This is a genomic window from Nonomuraea marmarensis, assembly GCF_043197025.1.
Lineage (GTDB): Bacteria > Actinomycetota > Actinomycetes > Streptosporangiales > Streptosporangiaceae > Nonomuraea > Nonomuraea marmarensis.
In genome coordinates, this window is record NZ_JBICRM010000002.1 from 47,449 (window position 1) to 69,181 (window position 21,733).

General features: G+C 72.0%; 19 protein-coding genes. 10 read left to right on the top strand and 9 right to left on the bottom strand.

The annotated features are described in order from the left end of the window. The first annotated feature begins 95 nt into the window (after window positions 1-95). From ACFLIM_RS03220 to ACFLIM_RS03230, 3 genes are read left to right on the top strand one after another with little or no spacing between them, the layout of a single operon-like run. Window positions 96-1,331 (top strand): ABC transporter substrate-binding protein, encoded by a 1,236-nt coding sequence (locus ACFLIM_RS03220; RefSeq protein WP_393161691.1) that lies wholly within the window; start codon window positions 96-98, stop codon window positions 1,329-1,331. Then, window positions 1,328-3,949 (top strand): ABC transporter permease subunit, encoded by a 2,622-nt coding sequence (locus tag ACFLIM_RS03225; RefSeq protein ID WP_393161693.1) that lies wholly within the window; start codon window positions 1,328-1,330, stop codon window positions 3,947-3,949. The genes ACFLIM_RS03220 and ACFLIM_RS03225 overlap by 4 nt, the downstream gene beginning before the upstream one ends. Continuing rightward, the gene (locus tag ACFLIM_RS03230; RefSeq protein WP_393161695.1) at window positions 3,950-4,690 is read left to right on the top strand and encodes an ABC transporter ATP-binding protein; all 741 of its coding nucleotides are present in this window, start codon (window positions 3,950-3,952) and stop codon (window positions 4,688-4,690) included. Here the strand turns inward: ACFLIM_RS03230 and ACFLIM_RS03235 are convergent. Further along, entirely contained in the window at window positions 4,678-5,406 is a 729-nt protein-coding gene (locus ACFLIM_RS03235; protein ID WP_393161697.1) for a dienelactone hydrolase family protein, read from the bottom strand. The two genes, ACFLIM_RS03230 and ACFLIM_RS03235, sit on opposite strands and share 13 nt — an antisense overlap. Window positions 5,407-5,560: 154 nt before the next feature. Here ACFLIM_RS03235 and ACFLIM_RS03240 point away from each other — a divergent pair, with 154 nt between their 5' ends. Next, window positions 5,561-6,526: an alpha/beta hydrolase gene (locus ACFLIM_RS03240; RefSeq protein WP_393161699.1), complete on the top strand. Its 966-nt coding sequence runs from the start codon at window positions 5,561-5,563 to the stop codon at window positions 6,524-6,526. Here ACFLIM_RS03240 and ACFLIM_RS03245 read toward each other — a convergent pair. Continuing rightward, a complete protein-coding gene (locus ACFLIM_RS03245) occupies window positions 6,504-7,583 on the bottom strand; it encodes a helix-turn-helix domain-containing protein (protein ID WP_393161701.1) in 1,080 nt (359 codons plus the stop codon). The genes ACFLIM_RS03240 and ACFLIM_RS03245 overlap by 23 nt on opposite strands. A gap of 66 nt (window positions 7,584-7,649) precedes the next feature. Between ACFLIM_RS03245 and ACFLIM_RS03250 the strand changes: the two genes are divergently transcribed. Genes ACFLIM_RS03250 through ACFLIM_RS03260 form a run of 3 tightly spaced genes read left to right on the top strand, consistent with a single transcriptional unit; the run spans window position 7,650 to window position 10,518 of the window. After that, window positions 7,650-8,753 (top strand): acyl-CoA dehydrogenase family protein, encoded by a 1,104-nt coding sequence (locus ACFLIM_RS03250; RefSeq protein ID WP_393161703.1) that lies wholly within the window; start codon window positions 7,650-7,652, stop codon window positions 8,751-8,753. After that, window positions 8,750-9,706 (top strand): acyl-CoA dehydrogenase family protein, encoded by a 957-nt coding sequence (locus ACFLIM_RS03255; protein ID WP_393161705.1) that lies wholly within the window; start codon window positions 8,750-8,752, stop codon window positions 9,704-9,706. The genes ACFLIM_RS03250 and ACFLIM_RS03255 overlap by 4 nt, the downstream gene beginning before the upstream one ends. Beyond that, complete coding sequence (locus tag ACFLIM_RS03260) at window positions 9,703-10,518, top strand: TIGR03619 family F420-dependent LLM class oxidoreductase (protein ID WP_393161707.1); 816 nt, start codon at window positions 9,703-9,705, stop codon at window positions 10,516-10,518. The genes ACFLIM_RS03255 and ACFLIM_RS03260 overlap by 4 nt, the downstream gene beginning before the upstream one ends. A 7-nt stretch (window positions 10,519-10,525) precedes the next feature. Here ACFLIM_RS03260 and ACFLIM_RS03265 read toward each other — a convergent pair whose 3' ends face one another. From ACFLIM_RS03265 to ACFLIM_RS03275, 3 genes are all read right to left on the bottom strand, one after another. Next, window positions 10,526-11,836: a CHAP domain-containing protein gene (locus ACFLIM_RS03265; protein ID WP_393161709.1), complete on the bottom strand. Its 1,311-nt coding sequence runs from the start codon at window positions 11,834-11,836 to the stop codon at window positions 10,526-10,528. Window positions 11,837-12,093: 257 nt separating this feature from the next. Beyond that, window positions 12,094-12,843 (bottom strand): glucose 1-dehydrogenase, encoded by a 750-nt coding sequence (locus ACFLIM_RS03270; protein WP_393161711.1) that lies wholly within the window; start codon window positions 12,841-12,843, stop codon window positions 12,094-12,096. Next, window positions 12,830-14,887: an acetate--CoA ligase family protein gene (locus tag ACFLIM_RS03275; protein WP_393161713.1), complete on the bottom strand. Its 2,058-nt coding sequence runs from the start codon at window positions 14,885-14,887 to the stop codon at window positions 12,830-12,832. The genes ACFLIM_RS03270 and ACFLIM_RS03275 overlap by 14 nt, the downstream gene beginning before the upstream one ends. Before the next feature lie 56 nt (window positions 14,888-14,943). Between ACFLIM_RS03275 and ACFLIM_RS03280 the strand changes: the two genes are divergently transcribed. Then, window positions 14,944-16,191 (top strand): RNA-guided endonuclease InsQ/TnpB family protein, encoded by a 1,248-nt coding sequence (locus tag ACFLIM_RS03280; protein WP_393161714.1) that lies wholly within the window; start codon window positions 14,944-14,946, stop codon window positions 16,189-16,191. 39 nt (window positions 16,192-16,230) lie between these two features. Here ACFLIM_RS03280 and ACFLIM_RS03285 read toward each other — a convergent pair whose 3' ends face one another. From ACFLIM_RS03285 to ACFLIM_RS03300, 4 genes are read right to left on the bottom strand one after another with little or no spacing between them, the layout of a single operon-like run. Further along, window positions 16,231-17,745: a class I adenylate-forming enzyme family protein gene (locus tag ACFLIM_RS03285; RefSeq protein ID WP_393161716.1), complete on the bottom strand. Its 1,515-nt coding sequence runs from the start codon at window positions 17,743-17,745 to the stop codon at window positions 16,231-16,233. Between the two features lie 16 nt (window positions 17,746-17,761). Further along, a complete protein-coding gene (locus ACFLIM_RS03290) occupies window positions 17,762-18,085 on the bottom strand; it encodes a VOC family protein (protein ID WP_393161718.1) in 324 nt (107 codons plus the stop codon). Continuing rightward, on the bottom strand, window positions 18,082-18,438 hold the full coding sequence (locus ACFLIM_RS03295; RefSeq protein WP_393161720.1) for a Zn-ribbon domain-containing OB-fold protein: 357 nt from the start codon (window positions 18,436-18,438) through the stop codon (window positions 18,082-18,084). Before ACFLIM_RS03295 ends, ACFLIM_RS03290 begins: the two co-directional genes overlap by 4 nt. Before the next feature lie 55 nt (window positions 18,439-18,493). Further along, window positions 18,494-20,236, bottom strand: coding sequence for a protein kinase domain-containing protein (locus ACFLIM_RS03300; RefSeq protein ID WP_393161723.1), 1,743 nt, complete (start codon window positions 20,234-20,236; stop codon window positions 18,494-18,496). 166 nt (window positions 20,237-20,402) lie between these two features. Here ACFLIM_RS03300 and ACFLIM_RS03305 point away from each other — a divergent pair, with 166 nt between their 5' ends. Beyond that, window positions 20,403-20,993, top strand: coding sequence for a cysteine hydrolase (locus ACFLIM_RS03305; RefSeq protein ID WP_393161725.1), 591 nt, complete (start codon window positions 20,403-20,405; stop codon window positions 20,991-20,993). Next, a complete protein-coding gene (locus ACFLIM_RS03310; protein ID WP_393162498.1) occupies window positions 20,993-21,730 on the top strand; it encodes an SDR family NAD(P)-dependent oxidoreductase in 738 nt (245 codons plus the stop codon). Before ACFLIM_RS03305 ends, ACFLIM_RS03310 begins: the two co-directional genes overlap by 1 nt. The last annotated feature ends 3 nt before the right edge of the window (window positions 21,731-21,733 follow it).

Sequence of the window (21,733 nt, forward strand, 5' to 3'; positions counted from 1 at the left end):
CGGTTGCTCGGTAGCCCGTTGACACCCTTCCCGGGCGAATTTACGCTCGGCGCAAAACCAAGCGAGCGCTAGGCCAAATCGCCAAGGAGGCCATCATGGTACGGCGGGGCACGATGGCAGTCCTGGTCGCGCTGCTCGTCACCGGCTGCGCGGCCCAGCAGCAGGGTACGGCGGGCACGGCCGCGCCGGGCGTCACCGACACGACGATCAAGGTCGGCGGCGTGCTGACCAAGACCAGCGCCAGCGGATACTCGACCAAGGACGCCGAGGTGGGGGCGAAGGCCAGGTTCGAGCGGGCCAACGCCGAGGGCGGCGTGCACGGGCGGAAGATCGAGTTCACCGGGGCCGAGGACGACGGGCAGGACGCGGCCAAGGGCGACGCCGCGGCCAAGAAGCTGGTGCAGAAGGACCAGGTGTTCGCCCTGGTCCCCGTGCACGCCCCGAACTTCGGCGGCGCCGCCTTCCTGGAGCAGCAGGGCGTGCCGTGGTTCGGCTGGGCGACGGGCCCGCAGTGGTGCGGCACGAAGACCGGCTTCGGCTACAACGGCTGCCTGGCGCCCAAGCAGGGGGCGGGCTCGCAGACGTGGTGGGGCAGGCAACTGGCCGACCTGCTCGGCGGCGCCGCGGGCAAGAGCGTCTACGTGCAGACCTCCGACTCCAGCGGCAGCAAGTACGGCGGCACCACGATCTCCCAGTCGTTCACCGCCGCCGGGTTCGAGCTGGCCGGCGTGAACTCCGGCCTCCCGGCCGCCGCACCACCACCCGACTGGCTCCCGTACGTCAACAAGATCATGACCTCCAATGGCGGCAAACCCCCGGACGTCGTGGTCTCCGTGATCGCGGGCACCAAGTTCAACGTGGGCCTGTACTCGGCGCTGAAACGGGCCGGGTACAAGGGCGTGCTGACGGACGCGACCAGCTACGACGCCGCCATCCTCAAGGACCCGGCCAGCGCGCAGGCCCTGGAGGGCGTGATCGCGGCGCCGATGTTCGAGCCGTTCGAGTCCAGCGCCCCCGAGATCGCGCAGCTCAAGCAGGACGTCGAGAAGGTCGCCCCGGGCACGACGCTGACCCAGCACCTGGCGATCGGCTACTGGGCCGCCGACATCTTCCTCGACCTGCTGGACAAGACCGGCAAGGACCTGACCAGGGAGAAGTTCCTGGCCACGGGCAACGGCTCGTACGTCTACGAGAACGCCGGGTTCGGCAGGATCCAGTACCCCAAGGACCACAGCGAGCCGAACGGCTGCGGCGCCCTGGTCAAGCTGGAGAACGGCGCCTTCCAGGTGGCCAAGAGCATGAAGTGCTTCGACAACGTGCCGCTCAAATGATCCTCGGCTACGTGCTCAGCGGCCTGGTCACCGGAGCCGTCTTCGCGATCATGGGATCGGGCCTGACGTTGTCGTACGCGGCCACCGGGGTGTTCAACTTCGCCCACGGCGCCGTCGGGTTCCTGTCCGCCCTGGTGTTCTACGAGCTGAACCTGGCCGCTGGGCTGCCCGCGTGGTCGTCGGCGCTGGTGTCGGTGGTGTTGTTCGCGCCCGCGCTCGGCTATGTGCTGCACAAGGCCATGTTCAGTGGGCTCGCCCAGGCAGGGGAGACCGCGCAGATCGTGGCCACCATCGGGCTCACCATCGCGTTGCCCGCGCTCGGCCTGCTGGTCGTGGACCTGGCGGGGCTGCCGAGCGCGGACGCGACCTCGTTGCCGCGCGGCGTCGGGCCGCACCCGGCCGTGCCCTTCGACGTGCCCTTCGGCATGCAGAGCGTGCACCTGAACAGCGATCAGCTCATCACCTTCGGCTTCTCCGTGGTGGCCGCGGCCGGGTTGTGGGCGTTCATGCGGCGTTCGCCCTACGGGTTGCGCATGCGGGCCTCCGTGGACCGCCGCCGCCTGGCCACGCTCCGGGGCATCGACGCGGACGCCACCTCGGCGCTGGCCTGGATGCTCGGCTCGGGGCTGGCCGGGCTGGCCGGGGTGCTGGCCGTGTCCGTGCTCGGGCTGGACGCGACGGCGTACACGGTGTTGTTGTTCGCCTCGGCGACGGCGGCGGTGTTCGGGCGGTTGCGGTCGATTCCCTGGACGTTCGCGGCCGGGCTCGCGCTCGGCGTGGTCCAGAACCTGGTCGCCGGATACACCGACTTCCTCGAAGAGGTCACCGGGCTGCGCACGGCCGTACCGGTGATTCTGCTGTTCGCCGGGCTCGTGTTGCTGAACAGGTCGCGCGCCCGGGTGGCGGGCAGCGTGGCGGAGGACGCGCCGCCGCCCGACCACCTGGCCGGGCTGCCCGCCTGGCGGCGGCGGTCGCCGTGGGTGCTCGGGCTGGTCGTGCTGGTGGTGTTCACCTTCGTGGCGTCCGAATACTACGTGGGCGTGGCCGCGCAGGGACTCGTGCTGGCGCTGATCTTCTGCTCGTTCGTGGTGGTGACCGGGATCGGCGGCATGGTGAACCTGGCCCAGGCCGCCTTCGCCTCGATGGCGGCGCTGACCTGCGGGTGGGCGTTCTCCTCCGGGCTGCCGTTCTTCGTGGCGATCCTGCTGGGCGTGGCGGCGGCCAGTGCCGTGGGGGTGCTGGTGGCGCTGCCGGCGCTGCGGCTGGGCGGGCGGGTGCTGACGCTCGCCACGCTGGCCATGGCGCTGCTGGCCGATCAGGTGTTATTCCAGGTGGACGCGTTCAGCAACGGGACGATCGGGTGGCCGGTGCCGGCGCTCGGGTTCGGGTTCGCGGACACCTCGGATGCGCGGGTGCGGGTGGTGGTGCTGCTCGTGCTGATCGGACTGGTGGGGCTTTTGGTGAAAAATCTGGAAAAATCGGCTTCTGGGCGAGCGATTCTGGCCGTCCGATCGGCGTCGGCCGCCGCCACGACGTCCGGGTTGTCCGCTCCCCGTACCAAGATCATGCTTTTCGCGCTGGCGTCGGCGATCGCGGGGCTGGGCGGGGTGTTGTTCGCCGTCTCGAAGGGCTCGATCACCGCGACCGACCTGCCGGCCTTCTCCGGGTTCGTGTGGCTGGCCGTGGTGGTGCTCCAGGGGGTGCGGCGGATCGGCGGTGCGGTGCTCGGCGGGCTCGTCGCGGTCGTCGTACCCGAGCTGCTGGCCACCTGGGACGTGTCCGCGCACGTCGGGGCCATCCTGTTCGGGGCCGGCGGCATGATCCTGGCCAAGCATCCGGACGGGGTGCTCACCCAGCTCGCCGAGCTGCGCCACCGCCGTCGCGCCTCCGGCGCCGCCTCCTCGGAGCCGGTCCCGGCGCCGCCGGAGCAGGCTGATGGAGCGCTGTTCAGGCTGGAGGGCGTGGTCGCCGGTTACGCGGACTGCACGGTGCTGCGTGGCGTGGACCTGGCCGTCAATCCCGGCGAGGTGGTCGCGCTGCTCGGCGCGAACGGCGCGGGCAAGTCCACCACCTGCGCGGCGGCCGCCGGTGACCTGCCCGTCACCGGCGGCAGGATCCTGCTGGACGGCCAGGACGTCACCGCCTGGCCCGCCCACCGCAGGGCGCGGGCGGGCATCCTGCTCGCGCCCGAGGGCCGGGGCGTGTTCCCCGGGCTCACGGTCGAGGAGAACCTGCGGACCTGGCTGCCCGATCCCGGCCCCGTCTACGAACGCCTGCCCCAGCTCGCCGAGCGCCGTCACGTGCTCGCCGGGGCGCTGTCCGGCGGCGAGCAGCAGCTGCTCACACTCGCCCCCGCGCTGGTGCGGCCGCCACGGGTGCTCATCGCGGACGAGCCGTCCCTGGGACTGGCGCCGATGGTCGTGCGGCAGGTGTTCGACGTGTTCGCGGAGCTGCGCGAACGCGGCGTGGCGCTGCTGCTGGTCGAGGAGAAGGCGTCGGAGGTGCTCGCGATCGCCGACCGGGTGGCGTTCATGCGGCTGGGCCGCGTCACCTGGACCGGGCCGCGTTCCGAGGTGGACAGCGACCTGCTGACCGCCGCCTACCTGGGGGTGCGTTGAATGCTGGCCGTCGATGGGGTGTCGGTGTGGTTCGGCGGGGTCAAGGCGCTGGACCAGGTGTCGTTCGAGGTGCCGGCGGGCCAGGTCCACGGTGTGATCGGGCCGAACGGCGCGGGCAAGACGACGTTGTTCGACGTCGTGTCGGGGTTGTGCAGGCCGGGCGAAGGACGGGTCAGCGTGGCGGGGCGCGACCTGACCGGCGTGTCACCGCTCAGGAGGGCCAGGGCGGGGTTGCGCCGCACGTTCCAGCGGCCCCAGGTCTTCGGCCGGCTCACCGTGGCCGGGAACGTGCTGGCCGCGCTCGACTGGCACGGCGGCGGTGGCGGGCTCGCCGCCGACCTGGTCGGCTGGCCTGGCCGGCGGCGGCTCGAACGCGAGCGCGGCGAGCGCGTGGCCGAGGTGCTGGAGCTCTGCGGGCTCACCGCGCTGCGCGACGCCTACGCCGCCGCGCTCCCCATCGGCCAGCGCCGGCTCGTCGAGCTGGCCCGCGCCCTCGCCGACCGGCCCAGCCTCCTGCTGCTCGACGAGCCCACCTCGGGCCTGGACGCCGACCAGACGGTACGGCTCGGCGCGGTCGTCAAGGCGCTGGACACGACCGTGCTGCTGGTCGAGCACGACATGAGCTTCGTCATGGACACCTGCGACCGGATCGTCGTGCTCGACCTGGGCAAGATGATCGCCACCGGAACGCCGGACGCGGTCAGGCAGGACCCGGTCGTCAGGGCCGCCTACCTGGGCTGAGCGCGCCGTTCCGTGAAGTCCAGGATGCGGCGCCAGGCGTCCTGGCAAACCTCTGCCCACTCCCCATACGAGCGGTCGAAGAAGGAGTGCGGCGCGCCCTCGTAGACGTGGCTCTCGTGCTCGGTGCCCACCCGGTCGAGTGCGGCTGTGTACGCGCCGAACTGCTCAGGCGTCGAAACCGTGTCCGCCCCGCCCAGGAGCATGAGGATCGGCGCACCGGGGCCGGTCTTCGGCTCGTCGATGAAGCGGAGCGCGCCATAGAAGCCGATGCCGCCGGCCAGGCCGTTGCCCCCGGCTGCCTGGTGCCAGGACAGGGCGCCGCCCATGCAGAACCCGACCGTGAAGACGGGTCCTCCCAGCGCTTCCGTGGCGGCCTTCGCGTCGGCGGTGACCTGGTCCAACTTGAGCTGCTTGACGTGCGCCATGAAGTCGAAGCCCTCGTCGCGATCGCTCAGGCCCGCCGTGCGGCCGAAGTAGTCGATCGCGATCGTATGGAACCCCGCCTCGGCGAACCGCACCGCGACATCGCGGTAGAACGGATGCAGGCCGCGCACGTCGGGCAGGATCACCACACTGCGCCCGTTGGGCTCGGCGGGCTCGGCCCGGTAGGCCAGGAACCGGTTGCCGTCGGCCGCGGTCAGCTCTATCTGCTCATGGGAGGCCACCTCGCCCTGGATCGGCGGAGCGGGCGGCCTGCTGTCGGTGGAATGGCACATGAGCCCAGCATGCCCATCATGATCCGGTTTATCCAGGCTCGCCGAACGGCGGGCCTGAGACGGGCAATCGCCGCCGGATGGCGGTTGTGCGGCACGGGTACGGACTCCGACCATCAGAGGAGTAGCCTCAGCGTCCCCGTGGAAGGGAAACCCCATGGCATTCCACCCCAATCTCGATCCCGAGCTCCGCGCCGCCATCGAGCAGACGCCGCCCCCCGTCTTCGACCTGGCCGCCCTGTCGCCCGGGGAGCTCCCCGGGCTCCGGGCGCAGATGAACGCGCTGCTGGCCGCCGCGCCGCCCGCGGAGACCGACGTGGTGATCGAGAACCGCCAGGTGCCGGGGCCCGACGGCGAGCCCGACATCCGGGTCCGGATCTACCGCCCGGCCGAGTCCGGGGAGGCGCGGCCGGGGCTCTACTGGATCCACGGCGGTGGAATGATCATCGGCGCACCTGAGATCGACGACGCGACGATGGTCGGCTTCGTCGAGCGGCTCGGCATCGTGGTGGTGTCCGTCGACTACCGGCTGGCGCCGGAGCACCAGCATCCCGCGCCGGTCGAGGACTGCTATGCGGGACTGGCGTGGACCGCCAAGGCGGCGGGCGAGCTGGGCATCGACGTGGCCCGGCTGGCCGTCGGCGGAGCCAGCGCGGGCGGTGGGCTGGCGGCCGCGACCGTGCTGCTGGCCCGCGACAGGGGCGGCCCCGACCTGGCCTTCCAGCTGCTCGTCTGCCCGATGCTGGACGACCGCAACATCACCCCGTCCAGCCAGGAGTTCACCGACGCCGTGGTCTGGGACAGGTCCGCGAACCTCTTCGGCTGGACCGCGCTGCTCGGCGACCGGATCGGTGCCGGCGACGTGTCCCCGTACGCGGCGCCGGCCAGGGCCACCGACCTGGCCGGGTTGCCGCCCGCGTTCATCGACGTCGGGGAGCTGGAGGTGTTCAGGGACGAGGACATGGACTACGCCCTGCGGCTGGCGCGGGCCGGGGTCTCCACCGAGTTCCACCTCTACCCCGGGGCCTTCCACGGGTTCGACATGATGGTGCCCGACACCGAGCTGAGCAGGCGGGCTCAGGCGGCGCGGCTGTCGGCGCTCAAGCGGGCGTTCCGCCTCTGACCGGCGGCTCGGTCCTGGTGCCGGCGGTGCCGGCGTTGGCGGTCAGGCGTACCAGCGCCAGGGCCAGGTGGGCACGCAGGCGGCCGGCCGGGTCGGCGAGCGAGAAGCCCAGCGCGGACTCCGCGCGGGCGACGCGCGCGGCCATCGAGCTGTGGTGCAGGTGCACGGCGGTGGCCGCGCCGCGCACCGAGCCCGCCAGGCACAACGCCCGCACCGCGACCAGGGCCTCGTCGCCGAGCCTGGCCATCGCCTGTACGTCGGCCAGCCCCGCCACCGCCGGCTCGGGCAGCTCCGCGTAGAGCGCCAGCGCGCCCAGGTCCGACCAGCGCATCACCCGGTCATGCGGCCCCGTGAAGCGAAGCGCGGTACGCGCCCCGGCCCACGACTCGGCCGCCCGGGCTCCCGGCAGCTCGGGCCCGATCCCCACCCTTGCGCTCTCGGGCAGCTCGGGCCCCGAGAGCGTGGTCGTCACCAGGACGGCCAGCGTGTCGCCGATCCTGGCGGTGCGGACCTGGTGGCCCATCGCGCGCAGGCCGGACGCCAGCCCCCGGTCGGGCAGCGCGATCGCCAGGGCCTGGAGCGGGGTGGACGGGGCGAAACCGAGCAGCCGCAGCGCGCGGGCGCGTCCGGCCTCCCCGGTCTCGGCCGACAACACCAGCTCGACCAGCGCCGGATCCTGGCCAGCCTGCATCAGGGCGGCGGCGCGTTCGAGGGTGACCTCCGCCGCGGCCGCGTACCGTTCGAGCACGATCTCGTCGAGCCCGTGCGCGGGCCCTTCGCGTTCCATCCAGACCGCCCCGAGCGCGGAGCTCAGCTCCCTGACCGCGGCGGGCGATGCGACGGGCGTGTCCACGGCGCCGTCGGGCGACGTGCGGGTGCGCCTGCCGGTGGCCGCGTCGAGCAGGCCGACCGGGCACTGCGCGAGCCGCGCCGTGGCGGCGAGCAGCACCGGCACGCTCACATGGTCGCGAACCAGCGAGTCGAAGTAGGCGATGACCCGCACCGCGCTCTCCGCGTCGGCGTCGAGCGTGGAGAGCCGCAGCAGCAGTCCCTGCACAGCCACCAGACTATGCCCGTGAGCGGGGCCTGGCGAGGAAACCAAGCGTGCGCTAGGTTGGTAGCCGTGGATCTCGACTTCTCCCCGGCCGAGCGGGACTTCCGCGCCGAGGTTCGCGACTGGCTGAACACGCACGCACCAGGGCCGCTCCCGTCCATGGACACCTCCGAGGGCTTCGCGGCGCACCGCGCCTGGGAGGCGCTGCTGGCGGACGCCCGGCTGTCGGTCGTCTCCTGGCCCGAGGAGTACGGCGGTCGCGGCGCCTCCCTCATCGAGTGGCTGATCTTCGAGGAGGAGTACTGGGCCGCCGGCGCCCCCGCCCGCGTCACCCAGAACGGGATCTTCCTGCTGGCGCCGTCCCTGATGAGGTTCGGCACGCCCGGGCAACGCGACCGGTGGTTGCCGAGGATGGCCAGGGGCGACGACGTGTGGGCGCAGGCCTGGTCGGAACCGGAGGCGGGCAGCGACCTGGCCGCGCTCACCTCCCGCGCCGAGCCCGTGCCCGGCGGCTGGCTCCTGTACGGGCACAAGACGTGGAGCTCGCGGGCCGCCTACGCCACGCACGGGTTCGGCCTGTTCCGCACGTCGGGGACGCGGCACAAGGGGCTGACGTACTTCCTGTTCCCCCTGGCCGACGTCGCCGTGCGGCCGATCGCGCAGCTCGACGGACTGCCGGGGTTCGCCGAGCTGTTCTTCGACGGGGTGTTCGTGGATTCGTCGATGGTGTTGGGCGAGCCGGGTGAGGGCTGGCGGATCGCGATGTCCACCACCTCCTCCGAACGCGGCCTCGCCCTCCGCAGCCCCGGCCGCTTCCTGGCCACCGCCGATCGGCTGGTCACGTTGGGCCGCTCCTCAGGCGACCCCGCGCTGGCCGACCGGGCCGCGAGGTGCTGGGTGGAGGCGGAGGCGTACCGGCTGCACACGTACGGGACGGCGCGCCGGATCATGGCGGGGGCGGAGATCGGGCCGGCGGCCAGCATGGGCAAGCTCTTCTGGTCCGAGCTGGACCTGCGCATGCACGCCCTGGCCATGGAGCTGCTGGGGGAGCGGGCGGGGGAGACCTCGTGGCTGGACGGGTTCCTGTTCTCGCTGGCCGGGCCCATCTACGCGGGCACGAACGAGATCCAGCGCAACATCGTCGCCGAGCGGGTCCTGGGGCTGCCGCGATGAACTTCGGCTTCACCGACGAGCAGCTTGCCCTGGGCGCGACCGTGCGTGACGTGTTGCGGGCGCACTGCCCGCCCGCCGCCCTGCGCTCCGAACGCCGACCGGCCTGGGAACAGCTCGCCGCGCTGGGTTTCTTCGGGCTCCTGCTGCCTCCCGAGGACGACGGGCTGGGGCTCGAGCTGGCCGACATCCTGCCCGCGCTGGAGGAGACCGGGCGGGCGTGCCTGCCGGGGCCTGTCGTGGAGACCGCCGTGGCGGCGCCGTACCTGCTGGCGGGCACCCCCAAGCTGGCCTCGGGCGCGGTGTGCGTCAGCGTCCTGCTGCCAGGACAGGTCTACGCGCCGGCGGCCGACCTCGCGGACCTGCTGGTCGTGGCGCGGGCCGACGGTCTGCGCCTGGTCACCAAAGAGTCGGTACGCCTTGCGCCCCGCCCCGGTGTGGATCCGGGCCGGCCGTTGTTCGAGGTGGCCTTCGACGAGTCCTCGGTGCTGGGCTGCTCCGTCGTACCGGCGTTGCGGCGGGCCACGGTCGCGACGGCCGCGCAGCTCATCGGGGTCGCCAGGGAGCTGCTCGATGTCACCGTCGGCTACGCGCGGGTGCGGACCCAGTTCGGTGCGGCGATCGGGTCCTTCCAGGCGGTCAAGCACCAGCTCGCCGACGTGGCCGTGGCCGTCGACTTCGCGGCGCCGCTGGTGTACCGGGCGGCCTTGTCCGTGGACGGGCCCACCGCGTCCCGGGACGTGAGCGCCGCCAAGGCCGCCGCCGGAGAGGCCGCCGTGCTGGCCGCGCGGGTGGCGTTGCAGGTGCATGGGGCGATCGGGTACACGGAGGAGCTGGATCTGCGGTTCTGGCTCGCGCGGGCCTGGTCGTTGTCGGCCGCGTACGGCACCACGGCCGCGCACCGCACCCGCCTCCGAACCGCCATACTCGGCGGCGACCTGCGGAGATACCCATGAAGTTCGGGGTGCCGCTCGGGCTGCTGCATCCGGCCGCCTGGAAGGACGTGGCGGTGGCGGCGGACGAGCTGGGGTTCGAGTCGGTGTGGTTGCCGGAGCACCTCGTCTTCGCCACCGATCTGTCCCTCGCCGTCTACCCGGGCACCTCGGACCCGGGGATCAAGCCGGCCACGCCGTTGTTCGACGCCCCCGCGTACCTGTGCTGGCTCGCCGCCCTCACCACCCGCATCCGGCTCGGTACGGCGGTGCAGCTGCTCGCCCTGCGCCACCCCTTCGTGTCGGCCCGCGCGTTCGCCACGCTGGACGTGGTCTCGTCGGGACGGGCCATCTGCGGGGTCGGCGCGGGCTGGTACCGGGGTGAGTGGGAGGCGGCCGGGATCCCGTTCGGCACCAGGGGAGCCCGGCTCGACGAGGCGATCGAGGTGGTCCGGCGGCTGTGGAGCGAGCCGGTGGTCGCCCATTCCGGGAGGTTCTACTCCTTCCCGGAGGTCGCCTTCGAGCCCAAGCCGGTGCAGCGGCGGTTGCCCGTGCTCGCCGGCGGGGAGTCGGCCGCCGCGTTGCGCAGGGCGGCCCGGCTCTGCGACGGGTGGATCAGCATGCCGCACACCATCGAGTCGATCAAGCCGCAGCTCGACCGGCTCGGGGCGGGCGTGCCCGTGACCGCCCACGCCTACTCGCTGGCCGCGCCCGACGAGGTGCCCGCCTGGGCGGCGCTGGGCGTCGAACGGCTGATCGTCCGGCCCTGGACCCGCGGCCGGGACGCGGTGTCCCGGCTGACCGCCTTCGCCGCCGACTACGGGGTGGGGTCGTGACGGTCGCTCATGCGCGGTGGCGTCCCCGGCCGCCTGCGCCGACCAACTCGCGGTCGTCCGCCTGCCTCAGCGGAGGCTCGACGCCGTGCCGGTCATGGGATGTCATGCCGGTCGAGTATGTGGCGGGCTCGATGTCGTGGCGTCGGCGACGCCCGCGGTAATGGGGGCCGGGGTCGTCGAGGATGTCCCCGACCGTGCGCCTGGCCGGGGTGAAGGCATCGAACGGGCTGGTCGCCTCGGGGATGACGATGTGCTCGAACGGTCCCGTGTCGACGAACGGCTCCAGTGGCCCGGTGTCGATGACGACCTCGAAAGGCCCGGTGTCGGCGATGTGGTGAGTTGGCGTGATGCGGCCCAACGCGTGGCGCGGTGCGGCCTCCACGGCGAGCGGGGCTGTGGCGAGGCCGGCGTCGGCCGGCGGGGTGGCCGTCTGGGCGGCGTCGGCCGCGACGCCGTCCAGCAGGTGCCGCATCCACAGGAGCGTCTGCTCGTCCTCGGTTGTCCTGCGGCGGCGGCGCTTGGGCTTCCTGGCCGGACGCGGCGGCGTACTCGCGGCCGTGGGGCGGGACCGGCGGCGGGTCTTGGCCACGGCGAGCACCGCGAGCGCGGCCACCACGGCTGAGCCGATCATCGTCGGCGTGTTGATGCTCGGCAGCGGGCCGGTGGCCGAGGCGTCGATGTGCGTGGGGAGGGGTTCGGCGGTCGCGGCCTTGGTGTCGGCCGTAGTGGGCTTGGCATGCTTGGCCATCTTGGGGCCCATCTTGCCTGCGGCGGCGGTGGTGGTGGTCGGTGAGGAGGTGGCCTGAGGGGGTTCGTGCACCGTCTGGCCGTCGACCTGCCGGGTCGCCTCCTCCAGGCGGGACTTGATGCGTTCGGGGTAGCCGTATCCGACCACCTTGCTCGTGTCGCGTTCCTTGCGTTTGATGAGGCCGCCGTCGATGTTCCCCTCGATGGTGAAGATCGTGTCGCCCTCGACCTTGGTCACGATGCCGACGTGGTCGATGTTGTCGACGTTCTTCGTGCCGCTCCAGTCGTAGAAGACGAACGCGCCGGGCTCGGGCTTGTGCCCCCAGGCGTCCTGCTTCTGGAACCACTCCGCGTGCGCCACCGTCCACGCGAACTGCCCGATCCACTTCTCGTAGCCGAGCTTGTGCGCCGCCCACGAGAGGTACATGTCACACCACGGGGCCGAGGTGTAGTCCGCGTCGAACTCGACGTTGTTGCCGTACCACTCGCCGAACTTGGTGTAGCCGCCTTTGGCGGCATAGCCGACCTGGCTCTCGAGCAGGTCGATGAACTTCTGCGTCTCTGGCGTCATGGAAGTGCGGGGGAACCTTCCGGGCAAGACCGGGTTCATCCATGCAGCCCTGGGTGAGGGGGGTAACCCGGGACTGGTGTGACGAAACCGGAGGCTTGTCGTCTACCGTGATGAGGCGAGGTTACCGTGCCGTTATCGCAGGTCAAGCGCGCCCCAAGGGAGGTTAAAGCCTCGCCTGAGAGTCGAAATCGCAGGTCAGACGTGGTGCCGGAAATATCCAGACATGGGTGATTTAATCCGAAAAGATCTACCTAACGTCAGTACCCCGCACCCGTCGTCAGGCCGCCGTCCACCGTGAATTCGCTGCCCGTGCAGTAGCTGGCCCGATCCGAGGCCAGGAACGCCACCACGTGCGACACCTCCACGGGCTTGGCGAAGCGCTTGATGACCATGGACTTCACGAAGGACTCGGCGTCGACCTCGTTCATCATGTCCGGGTCCATGGCCATCGAGGTGTTGATCGCCCCCGGGTGCACCGAGTTGACCCGGATCTTGAACCTGGCCAGCTCCCGCGCCGCCGACTTGGTGATGCCGCGCAGCCCGAACTTCGAGGCCGAGTACGCCGACAACCCCTCGGCTCCGACGAAGCCCTCGATCGAGGAGATGTTCACGATGGCGCCGCGCCCGGCCGCCTTCATGGGGTCGATCACCGACTTGATCCCCAGCCAGGCGCCCTTGAGGTTGACGCCGATCACCCGGTCGAAGTCGTCGGGCGACATGTCGTGAATGCGCCTAAATTTCAGGATCCCGGCGTTGTTGATCAGCACGTCGAGCTTGCCGTACAGATCCGTGGCCGCCGCCACCGCCCGCCCCCATTCGTCCAGGCTGGTGACGTCGTGCCGGACGTACGTGGCGCCGGTCTCCTCCGCCAGCGCCTTGCCCTCCTCGTCCAGCACGTCACCGAACACCACCCGCGCCCCCTCCTCCAGGAACAGCCGCACGTGCGCCGCCCCCATGCCCCGCGCCCCGCCGGTGATCAACGCGACCTTGCCGTCAAGCAGCCCCATAACGTCCTCCTGCCGCGACGGCCACCGCGGCCGCCTCCATGGAGCGGTAGACGGGGATCCCCGCCGCCGCCGCGATCCGCCTCACTTCGTCCTCGACGCCCGCGGGCGCGCACTCGCCGTTCCTGGTGACGAGGGTGATCCTGGTGCCCGGCAGCGCGGCCTGCGCCCCGGCGACGGCCCGCGCGTAGGCGTACAACGGCTCGGCCGCGTCCCCGTACGTGAAGAAGGCCTGCACATTCACGTGCGCGACCACGTCACGGTACGGCCGGCGCCGCGCCAGAGCGGAGATCACCTCGGGCACGAGGGAGGCCCGCCCCAGAGGCCCCACGGGCACTTCGAGCGGATTCCCGGACGCCGTCACCCCGAGCCCGCGCAACTCGTCCAGCGCGTCGCCCGGCAACGCGTCCAGCCGTACCCCCGCCAGGTCGAACGCGTCGGCGGCCAGCACGCTCGCGCCCCCGCTCGGCCCGATCACCAGCACCCCATCCCCGGAGGTGACGCGCGAGCCGTGCGCCTGGAAGAACGCCAGCACCCCGATCAGGTCGTCCTGGCTCGACACCAGCACCGCCCCGGTCTGCTCGGCCACCGCCTCCCAGATCCGCCGGTCGCTCACCAGGCCGCCGGTGTGCGAGGCCGCCGCCTCCTGACCCTGGCCGCTGCGCCCGCCGACCAGCAGCACCACCGGCAGGTCCATGGACCGCAGCGCCTCGTACAGCTCCCGCCCGTCACGCGGGTCCTCCAGATACAGCCCGACCGCCCGCGTCTCCTCGTCGCGGGCCAGCCAGCCGAGCAGCTCGGCGGGGGTCACGTCGGCCGCGTTCCCGACGGTGACGACCCGGCTGAACGCCAGCCCGCGCCGCTCCCCGACCTTGATCACCTCGCCCGCGAGCCCGCCGCTCTGGGAGATCAGCGCGACCGGCCCGGCCGGTCCGAGCCCGCCGCCGACGAACGTCTGCCGCCCCCGGGGGCAGTAGACCCCCATGCAGTTCGGCCCGAGCAGCCGCGTCCCCGCCGCCTTCGCGGCCTCGACCAGCTCGTCCTCCAGGTCCGTACGCCCGGCCTCGCCGAACCCGCCGCTCATCACCTGTACGAACGGCACCCCGTACGCCTGCCGCACCACCTCGGCACACCGCTCGGCGGGCACGGCGACGAGGGCGTAGTCCACGTCCGCCCGCGCGAGAGACGGCACCGCGGGCACCCCGGACACCTCGGCGGCCGCAGGGTGCACGGCCACCAGGGGAATGCCGGTGGCCTGGTAGAAGCCGAGGAAAATGTTCCCGAAGTTCGGCCTGGTCGCGGACGCGCCGACGACGGCGACGGCCCTGGGCTGGAAGAGGGGCAGGAAGTCGGCCGGCTCCCGGTGCGGCGCCGGGGCGGGGGACTCGCCGGGCAGGTGGCGGGCGTCGACCGCGATCACCCCCGGAGGGGTGGCGATGACCGGGTTCAGCTCGAACTCGCCCAGCTCCAGCCGCTCCCACAGCCCACCGGGGCCGCCGACCGTCATGAGCAGCTTGACCACGGCGTCCATGTCCACGGCCGGGCCGCCGCGGTGGCCGTACAGGAGCTCGGTGCCGCGCAGGGACGCGAGCATGCGCCGCGCGTCCTCTTCCGAGATCGGGCAGAGTCGCAGCGCCGTGTCCCGCAGCACCTCCGTCCACACGCCGCCCAGCCCGGTGAGCAGCACCGGCCCGAAGCCCGGATCGCGCACCAGGCCCACGATGAGCTCCACGCCCGCTTCGGCCTGCTCCTCGACCAGGAACCCCGCGACCTCCAGCCGGGATGCCATCGCGGCCGCCGCCGCCCCGAGCTCCTCGTACGTCAGCCCGAGCGCCACGGCCCCGGCGTCCGACTTGTGCACCAGCCCGGGACCGAACGCCTTCAGCACCAGCGGCTCGGCCAGCTCCCTGGCGGGCCCGAAGTCGAGATCCCGCACCACCACCCCGCGCGGCACCGGCACCCCGGCTTCACTCAGGAACGCCTTGACTTCGTGCTCGTAGGGGCTCGCCGCCGCGCCGTCGCTCACCTCCGCCTCGTAAGCGCTCACCAGACACTTGCAGCGTGGAGGCCCCGTCCTTCAGGGCGGGGAGGAAACGCGGAACGGTGAGCCACTTCGGTCTCCTGGATTTGTCGGTGGTGGTCGATAGGTTGGTCGGCGTGTCCCGCTACCGGCTCCAGCCCACGCCTGCCCAGGAGGCGGCGTTGCTGGAGCATTGCGCCCACGCCCGTTTTGTCTGGAACCTGGCCGTCGAGCAGCACGCCTGCTGGAGGCCGGGCCGTAAGACCGGGCCGGGGTTCGCTGAGCAGTGCCGCCAGTTGACCGAGGCCAGGGCGGAGTTCGCGTGGCTGCGGGCCGGGTCGGTCATCGTCCAGCAGCAGGCCATCAAGGACTTCGCCCAGGCTGTGAGCAACTTCTTCGCCGGGACCCACCGCAGGCCGACCTGGCGCAAACGGGGGAAGGGCGAAGGGTTTCGGATCGTCGCGGTCAAGCCGGACGCCGTGCGCCGCCTGTCCCGCCGTGTGGGCGCAGTGAAGATCCCCAAGGTGGGATGGGTCCGCTTTCGCTGGTCGCGTGCCGTGTCGGAGGGGGTGAAGTCCTACCGCGTCACCCGCGATCGGGCGGGCCGCTGGCACGTGGCGTTCGCCGCGATCCCGCAACCGATCCCTGCGCCCGGGACGGGGCAGGTGGTCGGCGTGGACCGGGGCGTGGCCGCGAGCGCAGCTCTGTCCACGGGCGAGCTGCTGAATGCACCGACTCTGCGCGACAGCGAGAAGAGGCGCCTGCTGCGACTGTTGCGCAAGCTTCCACGCGCCACCCGCGGGTCGAACCGGCGCGGGAAGGTCAAGTCGGCGATCGCGAGATTGAAGGCGCGCGAGGCCGACCGGCGCAAGGATTGGGCCGAGAAGACCAGCACCGGCCTGGCCCGGCGCTTCGACGTCATCGGCGTCGAAGACCTGAAGATCCGGAACATGACCAGATCGGCCAAGGGCACCGTGGAGGTGCCGGGTCGTCACGTGCGGCAGAAGGCCGGGCTCAACCGCTCCATTCTCGCGGCGGGCTGGGGCCGACTCGTCGAGCGCCTGGAGCACAAGGCTCCCGGCCGGGTGGTGACGATCAACCCCGCGTACACGAGTCAGCGGTGCTCGGCGTGCGGGATCGTGGATCGGAGGGCGCGCGAGAGCCAAGCCGTCTTCCGCTGCCGATCCTGCGGATACGCCGGCAACGCCGACGTGAACGCGGCCCGCAACATCCAACACGCGGCAGGGCATGCCGTGTCTGCATGGGGAGGCTCGCCATTGGGCGGGCCTGCGAACCGTGAACCTCAACGCGACCTCATCCTCGTGGGGTAGTTGCTGTTGGAATCCCCCTCGTCTACGAGCGGGAGGATGTCAACCGAGCAGGTGCCCGTGCCGCTCGCGGATCTCCCTGCGCAGCAGCTTGCCTGGACCGCCCGAGGCGTCCTGCGAGTGCGGCAGCTCGCCGGCCACCAGGATGTGGTCGGGCCGCTGATGTTCGGGCAGGATGTCGGCCAGGGCGAGCGCCAGCTTGGACGCGTCCAGCGTGTGCCCGGCGCGCGGCACGACGGCCAGCAGCACCCGCTGGGCGGCCGCCCCTTCGGGAACGCCGACCGCCCCCGCCTCAGCCACCTCGTCCAGCGCCGCAGCCGCCTCCTCGATCACGACCGGCTGCGTCCAGACGCCGTGCTTGAGTATCGAGTCCTCCCGCCTGCCCAGCACGCGTAACACGCCGTCGGCGGAGAGCGTGCCGAGATCGCCACCGACGTACCAGTCGCCGCGCAGGACCTCCGCCGTCTTCTCCGGCAGGCCGTCGTAGCCGGACATCCGGTGCGGCCCGGCCAGGTTGATCTCGCCGACCTCGTCGATCACCAGGCGCCCTGCGGGGTCCGTGATGCGCACCGCGTTCCCCGTACGAGCTCGGCCCGAGGACCCCAGCGGCGTCGAGCCGTCGTCCACCCGCCCCATGCACGTGTACGGCGCCTCGGTCTGCCCGTAGTACGAGAACACGCCCGCCCGCGGCAGCCTGGCCTTGATCCGGTCCAGCATGGTCGCGGTCAGCGGCTCCCCGCCCAGCATGATCACCTGGATCGACGACAGGTCCACGCCTTCGTGATCCGGCGAGCCCAGCAGGGCCGCGTAGAACGAGGGGATCTGCGACAGATGCGTGACCCGTTCGCGCGGGACGACCCGCAGGAAGTTGGCCGGGCCCCAGTCCTGCTCCAGCACCAGCCGCATCCCGGCATACAGGGCGGGCCCCACGATGGCCGGGAAGCCGATGCCCCAGATGATCGCACCCGTGCCGAACACCGAGTCGGGCCCGCGCGGCACGTCGAGCCAGATCTGCGCCGTGGCCAGCGAGGACGCGTGGGTGTGCACGACGGCCTTGGGCAGCCCCGTCGTCCCCGAGGTGTAGTAGAGCGCCAGCGGATCGTCGTGGAACCCGCCCAGCGGCGGCTCCGCGTCGGAGTCCCCGGCCAGGTCCTTGATCCACGTGGTGACGGCCGGGAGCGACGGCCTGATCCGCTCGACCACGTGCTCGACCGTCGCGTCGTACACGAACGCCGTGCACCCCGACGCCGCCACCACGTCACGCAACGTCTCCACCGGCCAGTACGGGTTCAGCGCTGCCGTCACCGCCCCGATCTTGGCCTGCGCCAGGTAGACCTCGGCCACCTGCAGCGTCTCGTTGAGCAGCGCCGCCACCCGCTGCCCCGGCACGATCCCGGCGGCGAGCAGGGCGTTGGCGCGGCGGTTGACGTTCCTGTTGAGCTCGTCGTAGGTGAAGCTCTGCTCGCCGCAGTACGTGAGCGCCACCCGGTCGGGCGTGCGCAGCGCTGCCGCGGTCAGGATCGCGTGGCCGTAGTTGCCGTAGGGCGATCGTGCCATGGGGGGTGCCTCCAGGTCAGAGGGGCGAATAGAGCACGAAGACGTTTCCTGAGGGATCGCGCAGCACGGCCCGCGTCTCATGCGGCCCAACCTCGGGGGCCCGCACCACCTCGCCGCCGCGCGCCACCATCGCCGCCACGGCCAGGGCCACGTCGTCCACCTTGTACGACGGCGCGGCCGACGCCGTGACATGCTCGGCGGGCCCGGCCAGCGCCACGGTGACCCCGCCCCCGTCGAGCGCCGCGAACCTGTCACCGTCACGGAACTTCACCGGCAGTCCGTAGAAGGCGATCGCCTCGTCCAGGTCGGCGACGGGAATCAGCACGTTGCCGAGCTTCACGCGGGCCTCCAATGCGGCAGTTCATCGACGAACGTCACACGTACCGGCATCCCGATGCGCACCTCCTCCGGCGCGCACCCCACCACATGCCCGAACGCCCTGACGCCTTCCGGCAGATCCACCCAGGCCATCACGTACGGCTCGCGCCCCCGGTATCCGGGCGCGAACGAGCGGTGCACGACGGTGAACGTGTGCACCACGCCCTCGCCCGAGACCGGCTCGAAGACCAGCTCGGCGCCGCCACACCAGGGGCAGGCCGACTCGGGGAGGTGGACGCGCCGGTCGCAGGACGTACAGCGCTGGATGGCCAGCTCGCCGCGGGCGGCCCGGTGGGCATCGGTGTGACCGCTCATCGCTTGCCAAGCTAGCGCACGCTTGGTTGACCGGCAAGGGCCGCGAGCGGTGCACTCACGGGGTCGGCGGCGGCTCGTCCGAGGGGCTGACGAGCGGCTGGGCGGAGGGCTCGTCGATGGGCTGGGTGAAAGGCTCGTTCGAGGGCTCCGAACTCGGCGGCGTGCGGAGGGCCGAGGTGCTCTGCTCCTGGCTCGGCGTGGCCGTGCCGGACCTGGTCGGGGTAGGCGTGTCAGCCGGGGCCGGCGTTTCACAGGCGGGTCCGTCCACGGCCACCTCGCTCACCTGCGGCCCATTGACCGCGGCCGGTTCCGTCATGACGAGGATCCCGAAATATGCCCTCTTGCCGCACGCCACCCTCCCGGGATCGTGCGCGACGGTGCTCGTGTAGGCGGTGCTGCCGCGCAGGGTGCGGGTCTCCCGCCGGAGCGTCCTGGCCGCACCCTCCTCGCCGTCCCTGCGCGTGTACGAGATCCGCAGCCGCACGGGCCCCGTACCGTCCGCCGAGACCTGGATCGCCCCGGCCGTGCCGCTCCACTGGACGATGCTGGCCGCCTGCACGGAGGGTTGCGGCACCGAGGTCCCGCCCCGATCGGTGGGCAGCGGCGGAGGGGGCGAACTGGCGGGCGGCGGGCTGGAAGCCGGTCTTCGAGTGGGCGTCGGGGTCGTGCGCTTCGGGGGTGTCCTGCTCGGCGTGGGTGTGACGGCGTCGACCGGCCTGGGGTCGTACTCGCCGTGCGTCTTGGGCGGCGGCATCAGGACCGTGCCGGGACCCGGCGGCAGCCGCCCGCCCGACATCATGAGCGCGATCGCCACGGCGACCACCGTCGCGCCCGCGACCCACAGGTGCGGAGGCAGCCTGGGCATCTTCAGCATCCGGTCGCGGATGGTGATCGCGGCGCCGGCCGCCCGGTCGGTCCTGGCCAGCGGGAAGCGCAGGGCCAGCAGCGTGGCCAGCTCGGCCAGGTGGCGCCGCCCGCGTTTCTCCCAGTCGGGGCCGTACCCGGCGAGCGCGTCCTCCTCCAGCTCCGCGGCGAAGTGCCGGGCCGAGGCGTACCTGACCGCCGGATCCTTGGCCAGCCCCCGCTTGAGCAGGTCGCGCAGCGTGTCCGGGACGACCTCCAGCGGCACCGGCTCCACCAGGTGCTTGTCGCGGACCGCCGGAACGTCCAGCTCCCCTTCGGCGTCCTCCTTGTGCGCCCGGTAGGGCGGCCGCCCCTTGACCGCCTCGAACAACACGCACGCCGCCGCGTACAGGTCCGCGGGCGGCCCCGCCCGGTGCTGCGTCCACAACTCGGGCGACATGTACTCGGGACTGCCCGCGGGCACGCCCGGCTCCTCCGCGTGCACGACCACGCCGAAGTCCGCCAGCTTGGTGGTGCCGTCCGCCTGCACCAGGACGTTCTCCGGCTTGACGTCGCGGTGCGGCACGCCCCTCTCGTGTGCCGCGGCCAGAGCCAGCAGCGTGCTCTTGAGCAGGGCCAGCGCCGCCTCGGGGCTGGTCCGGCCGTGCTCGGCCAGCAACGTACGCAGGGACACGCCGTCAACCAGCTCCATGACGACTGCGGCCCTGGTGGGGGTCTCGACGTACTCGTAGAGCCGGACCACGTTCGGGTCGTCGATCTCGACCAGCTCATGGGTGTCCGTCCGGAAGCGGTCCATGAACTCGGTGTCCCTGCGCAGGGTGGCGTTCAGGTACTTGATCGCCACGTAGGCGCCCGTCGACTGGTAGGTGGCGAGGAACACACGGCCGGTGCGGCCGGCGCCGAGCTGGCGTACTTCGCGGTAACCAGGGACCAAGTCCAACCCCCATTAGGCCGTCTTCGATTCGACGGTCTCACCCGGGGTTCTGGTTGTCACGACTGGAGATATTTCGCCACACGTTATCCAGAAATAACGCTATGTGGCGGGTGATATGCTCATGCATGCCCAAGCAAGCGCTCGGCTAAATCGAGGAGGTCCGCCGGTGGAGCGCGTGGCCGTGCTGGTGATGGAGATGCAGCGGGGCGTCATCGGCGATCTCACGAAATTTCCGGACTTGGTGGCCGCCTGCACGCGGCACGACGTCGTCGCCAACGCCGCCCGCCTGCTCCACACGGCCAGGTCGGCGGGGTTCCCGGTGATCCACTGCACCGCCGCCTTCCGCCCCGACCGGGCCGGCTCCCACACGGCGAACTCGCCGTTCATCGCCTCCCTGCTCAAGGACCCGGGCCACATGCTGGAGGGTACGCCCGCCGCCGAGATCATCCCCGAACTGCGGGACGGCGGCGACCTGGAGAGCCGGCGATACCACGGGTTCTCCCCGTTCACCGGCACCTCGCTCGACATGACGCTGCGCTCGCTGGGCGTCTCCGCCGTGGTCGCGATCGGGGTCTCGCTCAACCTCGGCATCCCGGGGCTCGCGCTGGAGGCGGTCAACCTGGGCTACCGGGTGACGGTGGTGACCGACGCGGTGGCGGGGATCCCGGAGGACTACGCGCAGGCCGTACTGAAGCACACGATCAGCCTGCTCGCCACCCGCACCACCGCGGCGGACCTGGTCGAGGCGTGGAAATGATGGACGGGCTGCGCCTGGACGGGCGGGTGGCCGTGGTGACCGGGGGAGCGGGCGCGATCGGCGCGGCCATCGCGGCGGACCTGACCGCGCTCGGGGCACGGGTCGTGGTCGCCGACGTGGACCTGCCGAACGCGGAGAAGGTCGCCGCGGGCCTGGCCGGCGCGCGGGCGCTGGCCGTGGACCTGGCCTTGCCCGCGGCCGTGGAGGAGTTCGGCGGGGCGGTGGGGCCGGTGGACATCCTGGTGCACAACGCCGGGGTGTCGGTCGTGGAGCCGTTCACCGCCGGCGATCCGGCGAACTGGGACCTCATGTGGCAGGTCAACCTGCGCGGGCCGATGTTGCTGACCAAGCTGCTGCTGCCGGGCATGATGGCCAGGCGGTGGGGGCGGCTGGTGTTCATCTCCTCCGACGGCGCCAGGGCCGGGTCGGGCGGCGAGGGGGCGTACGCGGCGACCAAGGCGGGGTTGTTCGGCCTGGCCAAGTCGCTCGCCCGCGAGGCCGCCAAGTCGCAGGTCACCTCGAACGTGGTCTGCCCCGGCCCCACCGACACACCCATGTTGCGGCGGGTGTCGGTGGCCGAGCCGGGGCTGGTCGACAAAATCGCGCGGGGCATCCCGCTGCGCCGCCTCGGCACGCCCGCCGATGTGGCGGGCCTGGTCTCCTACCTGTGCACGGATCGCGCCGCCTACATCACCGGGCAGACCCTGTCGGTGAGCGGCGGCGTGACCATGCACTGAGCC

What these genes read in the sequence shown, in the direction of transcription:
- ACFLIM_RS03220 (WP_393161691.1), top strand. Translation starts at nt 96, where the DNA reads ATGGTACGGCGGGGCACGATGGCAGTCCTGGTCGCGCTGCTCGTCACC.
- ACFLIM_RS03225 (WP_393161693.1), top strand. Translation starts at nt 1,328, where the DNA reads ATGATCCTCGGCTACGTGCTCAGCGGCCTGGTCACCGGAGCCGTCTTC.
- ACFLIM_RS03230 (WP_393161695.1), top strand. Translation starts at nt 3,950, where the DNA reads ATGCTGGCCGTCGATGGGGTGTCGGTGTGGTTCGGCGGGGTCAAGGCG.
- ACFLIM_RS03235 (WP_393161697.1), bottom strand. Translation starts at nt 5,406, where the DNA reads ATGTGCCATTCCACCGACAGCAGGCCGCCCGCTCCGCCGATCCAGGGC.
- ACFLIM_RS03240 (WP_393161699.1), top strand. Translation starts at nt 5,561, where the DNA reads ATGGCATTCCACCCCAATCTCGATCCCGAGCTCCGCGCCGCCATCGAG.
- ACFLIM_RS03255 (WP_393161705.1), top strand. Translation starts at nt 8,750, where the DNA reads ATGAACTTCGGCTTCACCGACGAGCAGCTTGCCCTGGGCGCGACCGTG.
- ACFLIM_RS03260 (WP_393161707.1), top strand. Translation starts at nt 9,703, where the DNA reads ATGAAGTTCGGGGTGCCGCTCGGGCTGCTGCATCCGGCCGCCTGGAAG.
- ACFLIM_RS03265 (WP_393161709.1), bottom strand. Translation starts at nt 11,836, where the DNA reads ATGACGCCAGAGACGCAGAAGTTCATCGACCTGCTCGAGAGCCAGGTC.
- ACFLIM_RS03270 (WP_393161711.1), bottom strand. Translation starts at nt 12,843, where the DNA reads ATGGGGCTGCTTGACGGCAAGGTCGCGTTGATCACCGGCGGGGCGCGG.
- ACFLIM_RS03285 (WP_393161716.1), bottom strand. Translation starts at nt 17,745, where the DNA reads ATGGCACGATCGCCCTACGGCAACTACGGCCACGCGATCCTGACCGCG.
- ACFLIM_RS03295 (WP_393161720.1), bottom strand. Translation starts at nt 18,438, where the DNA reads ATGAGCGGTCACACCGATGCCCACCGGGCCGCCCGCGGCGAGCTGGCC.
- ACFLIM_RS03310 (WP_393162498.1), top strand. Translation starts at nt 20,993, where the DNA reads ATGGACGGGCTGCGCCTGGACGGGCGGGTGGCCGTGGTGACCGGGGGA.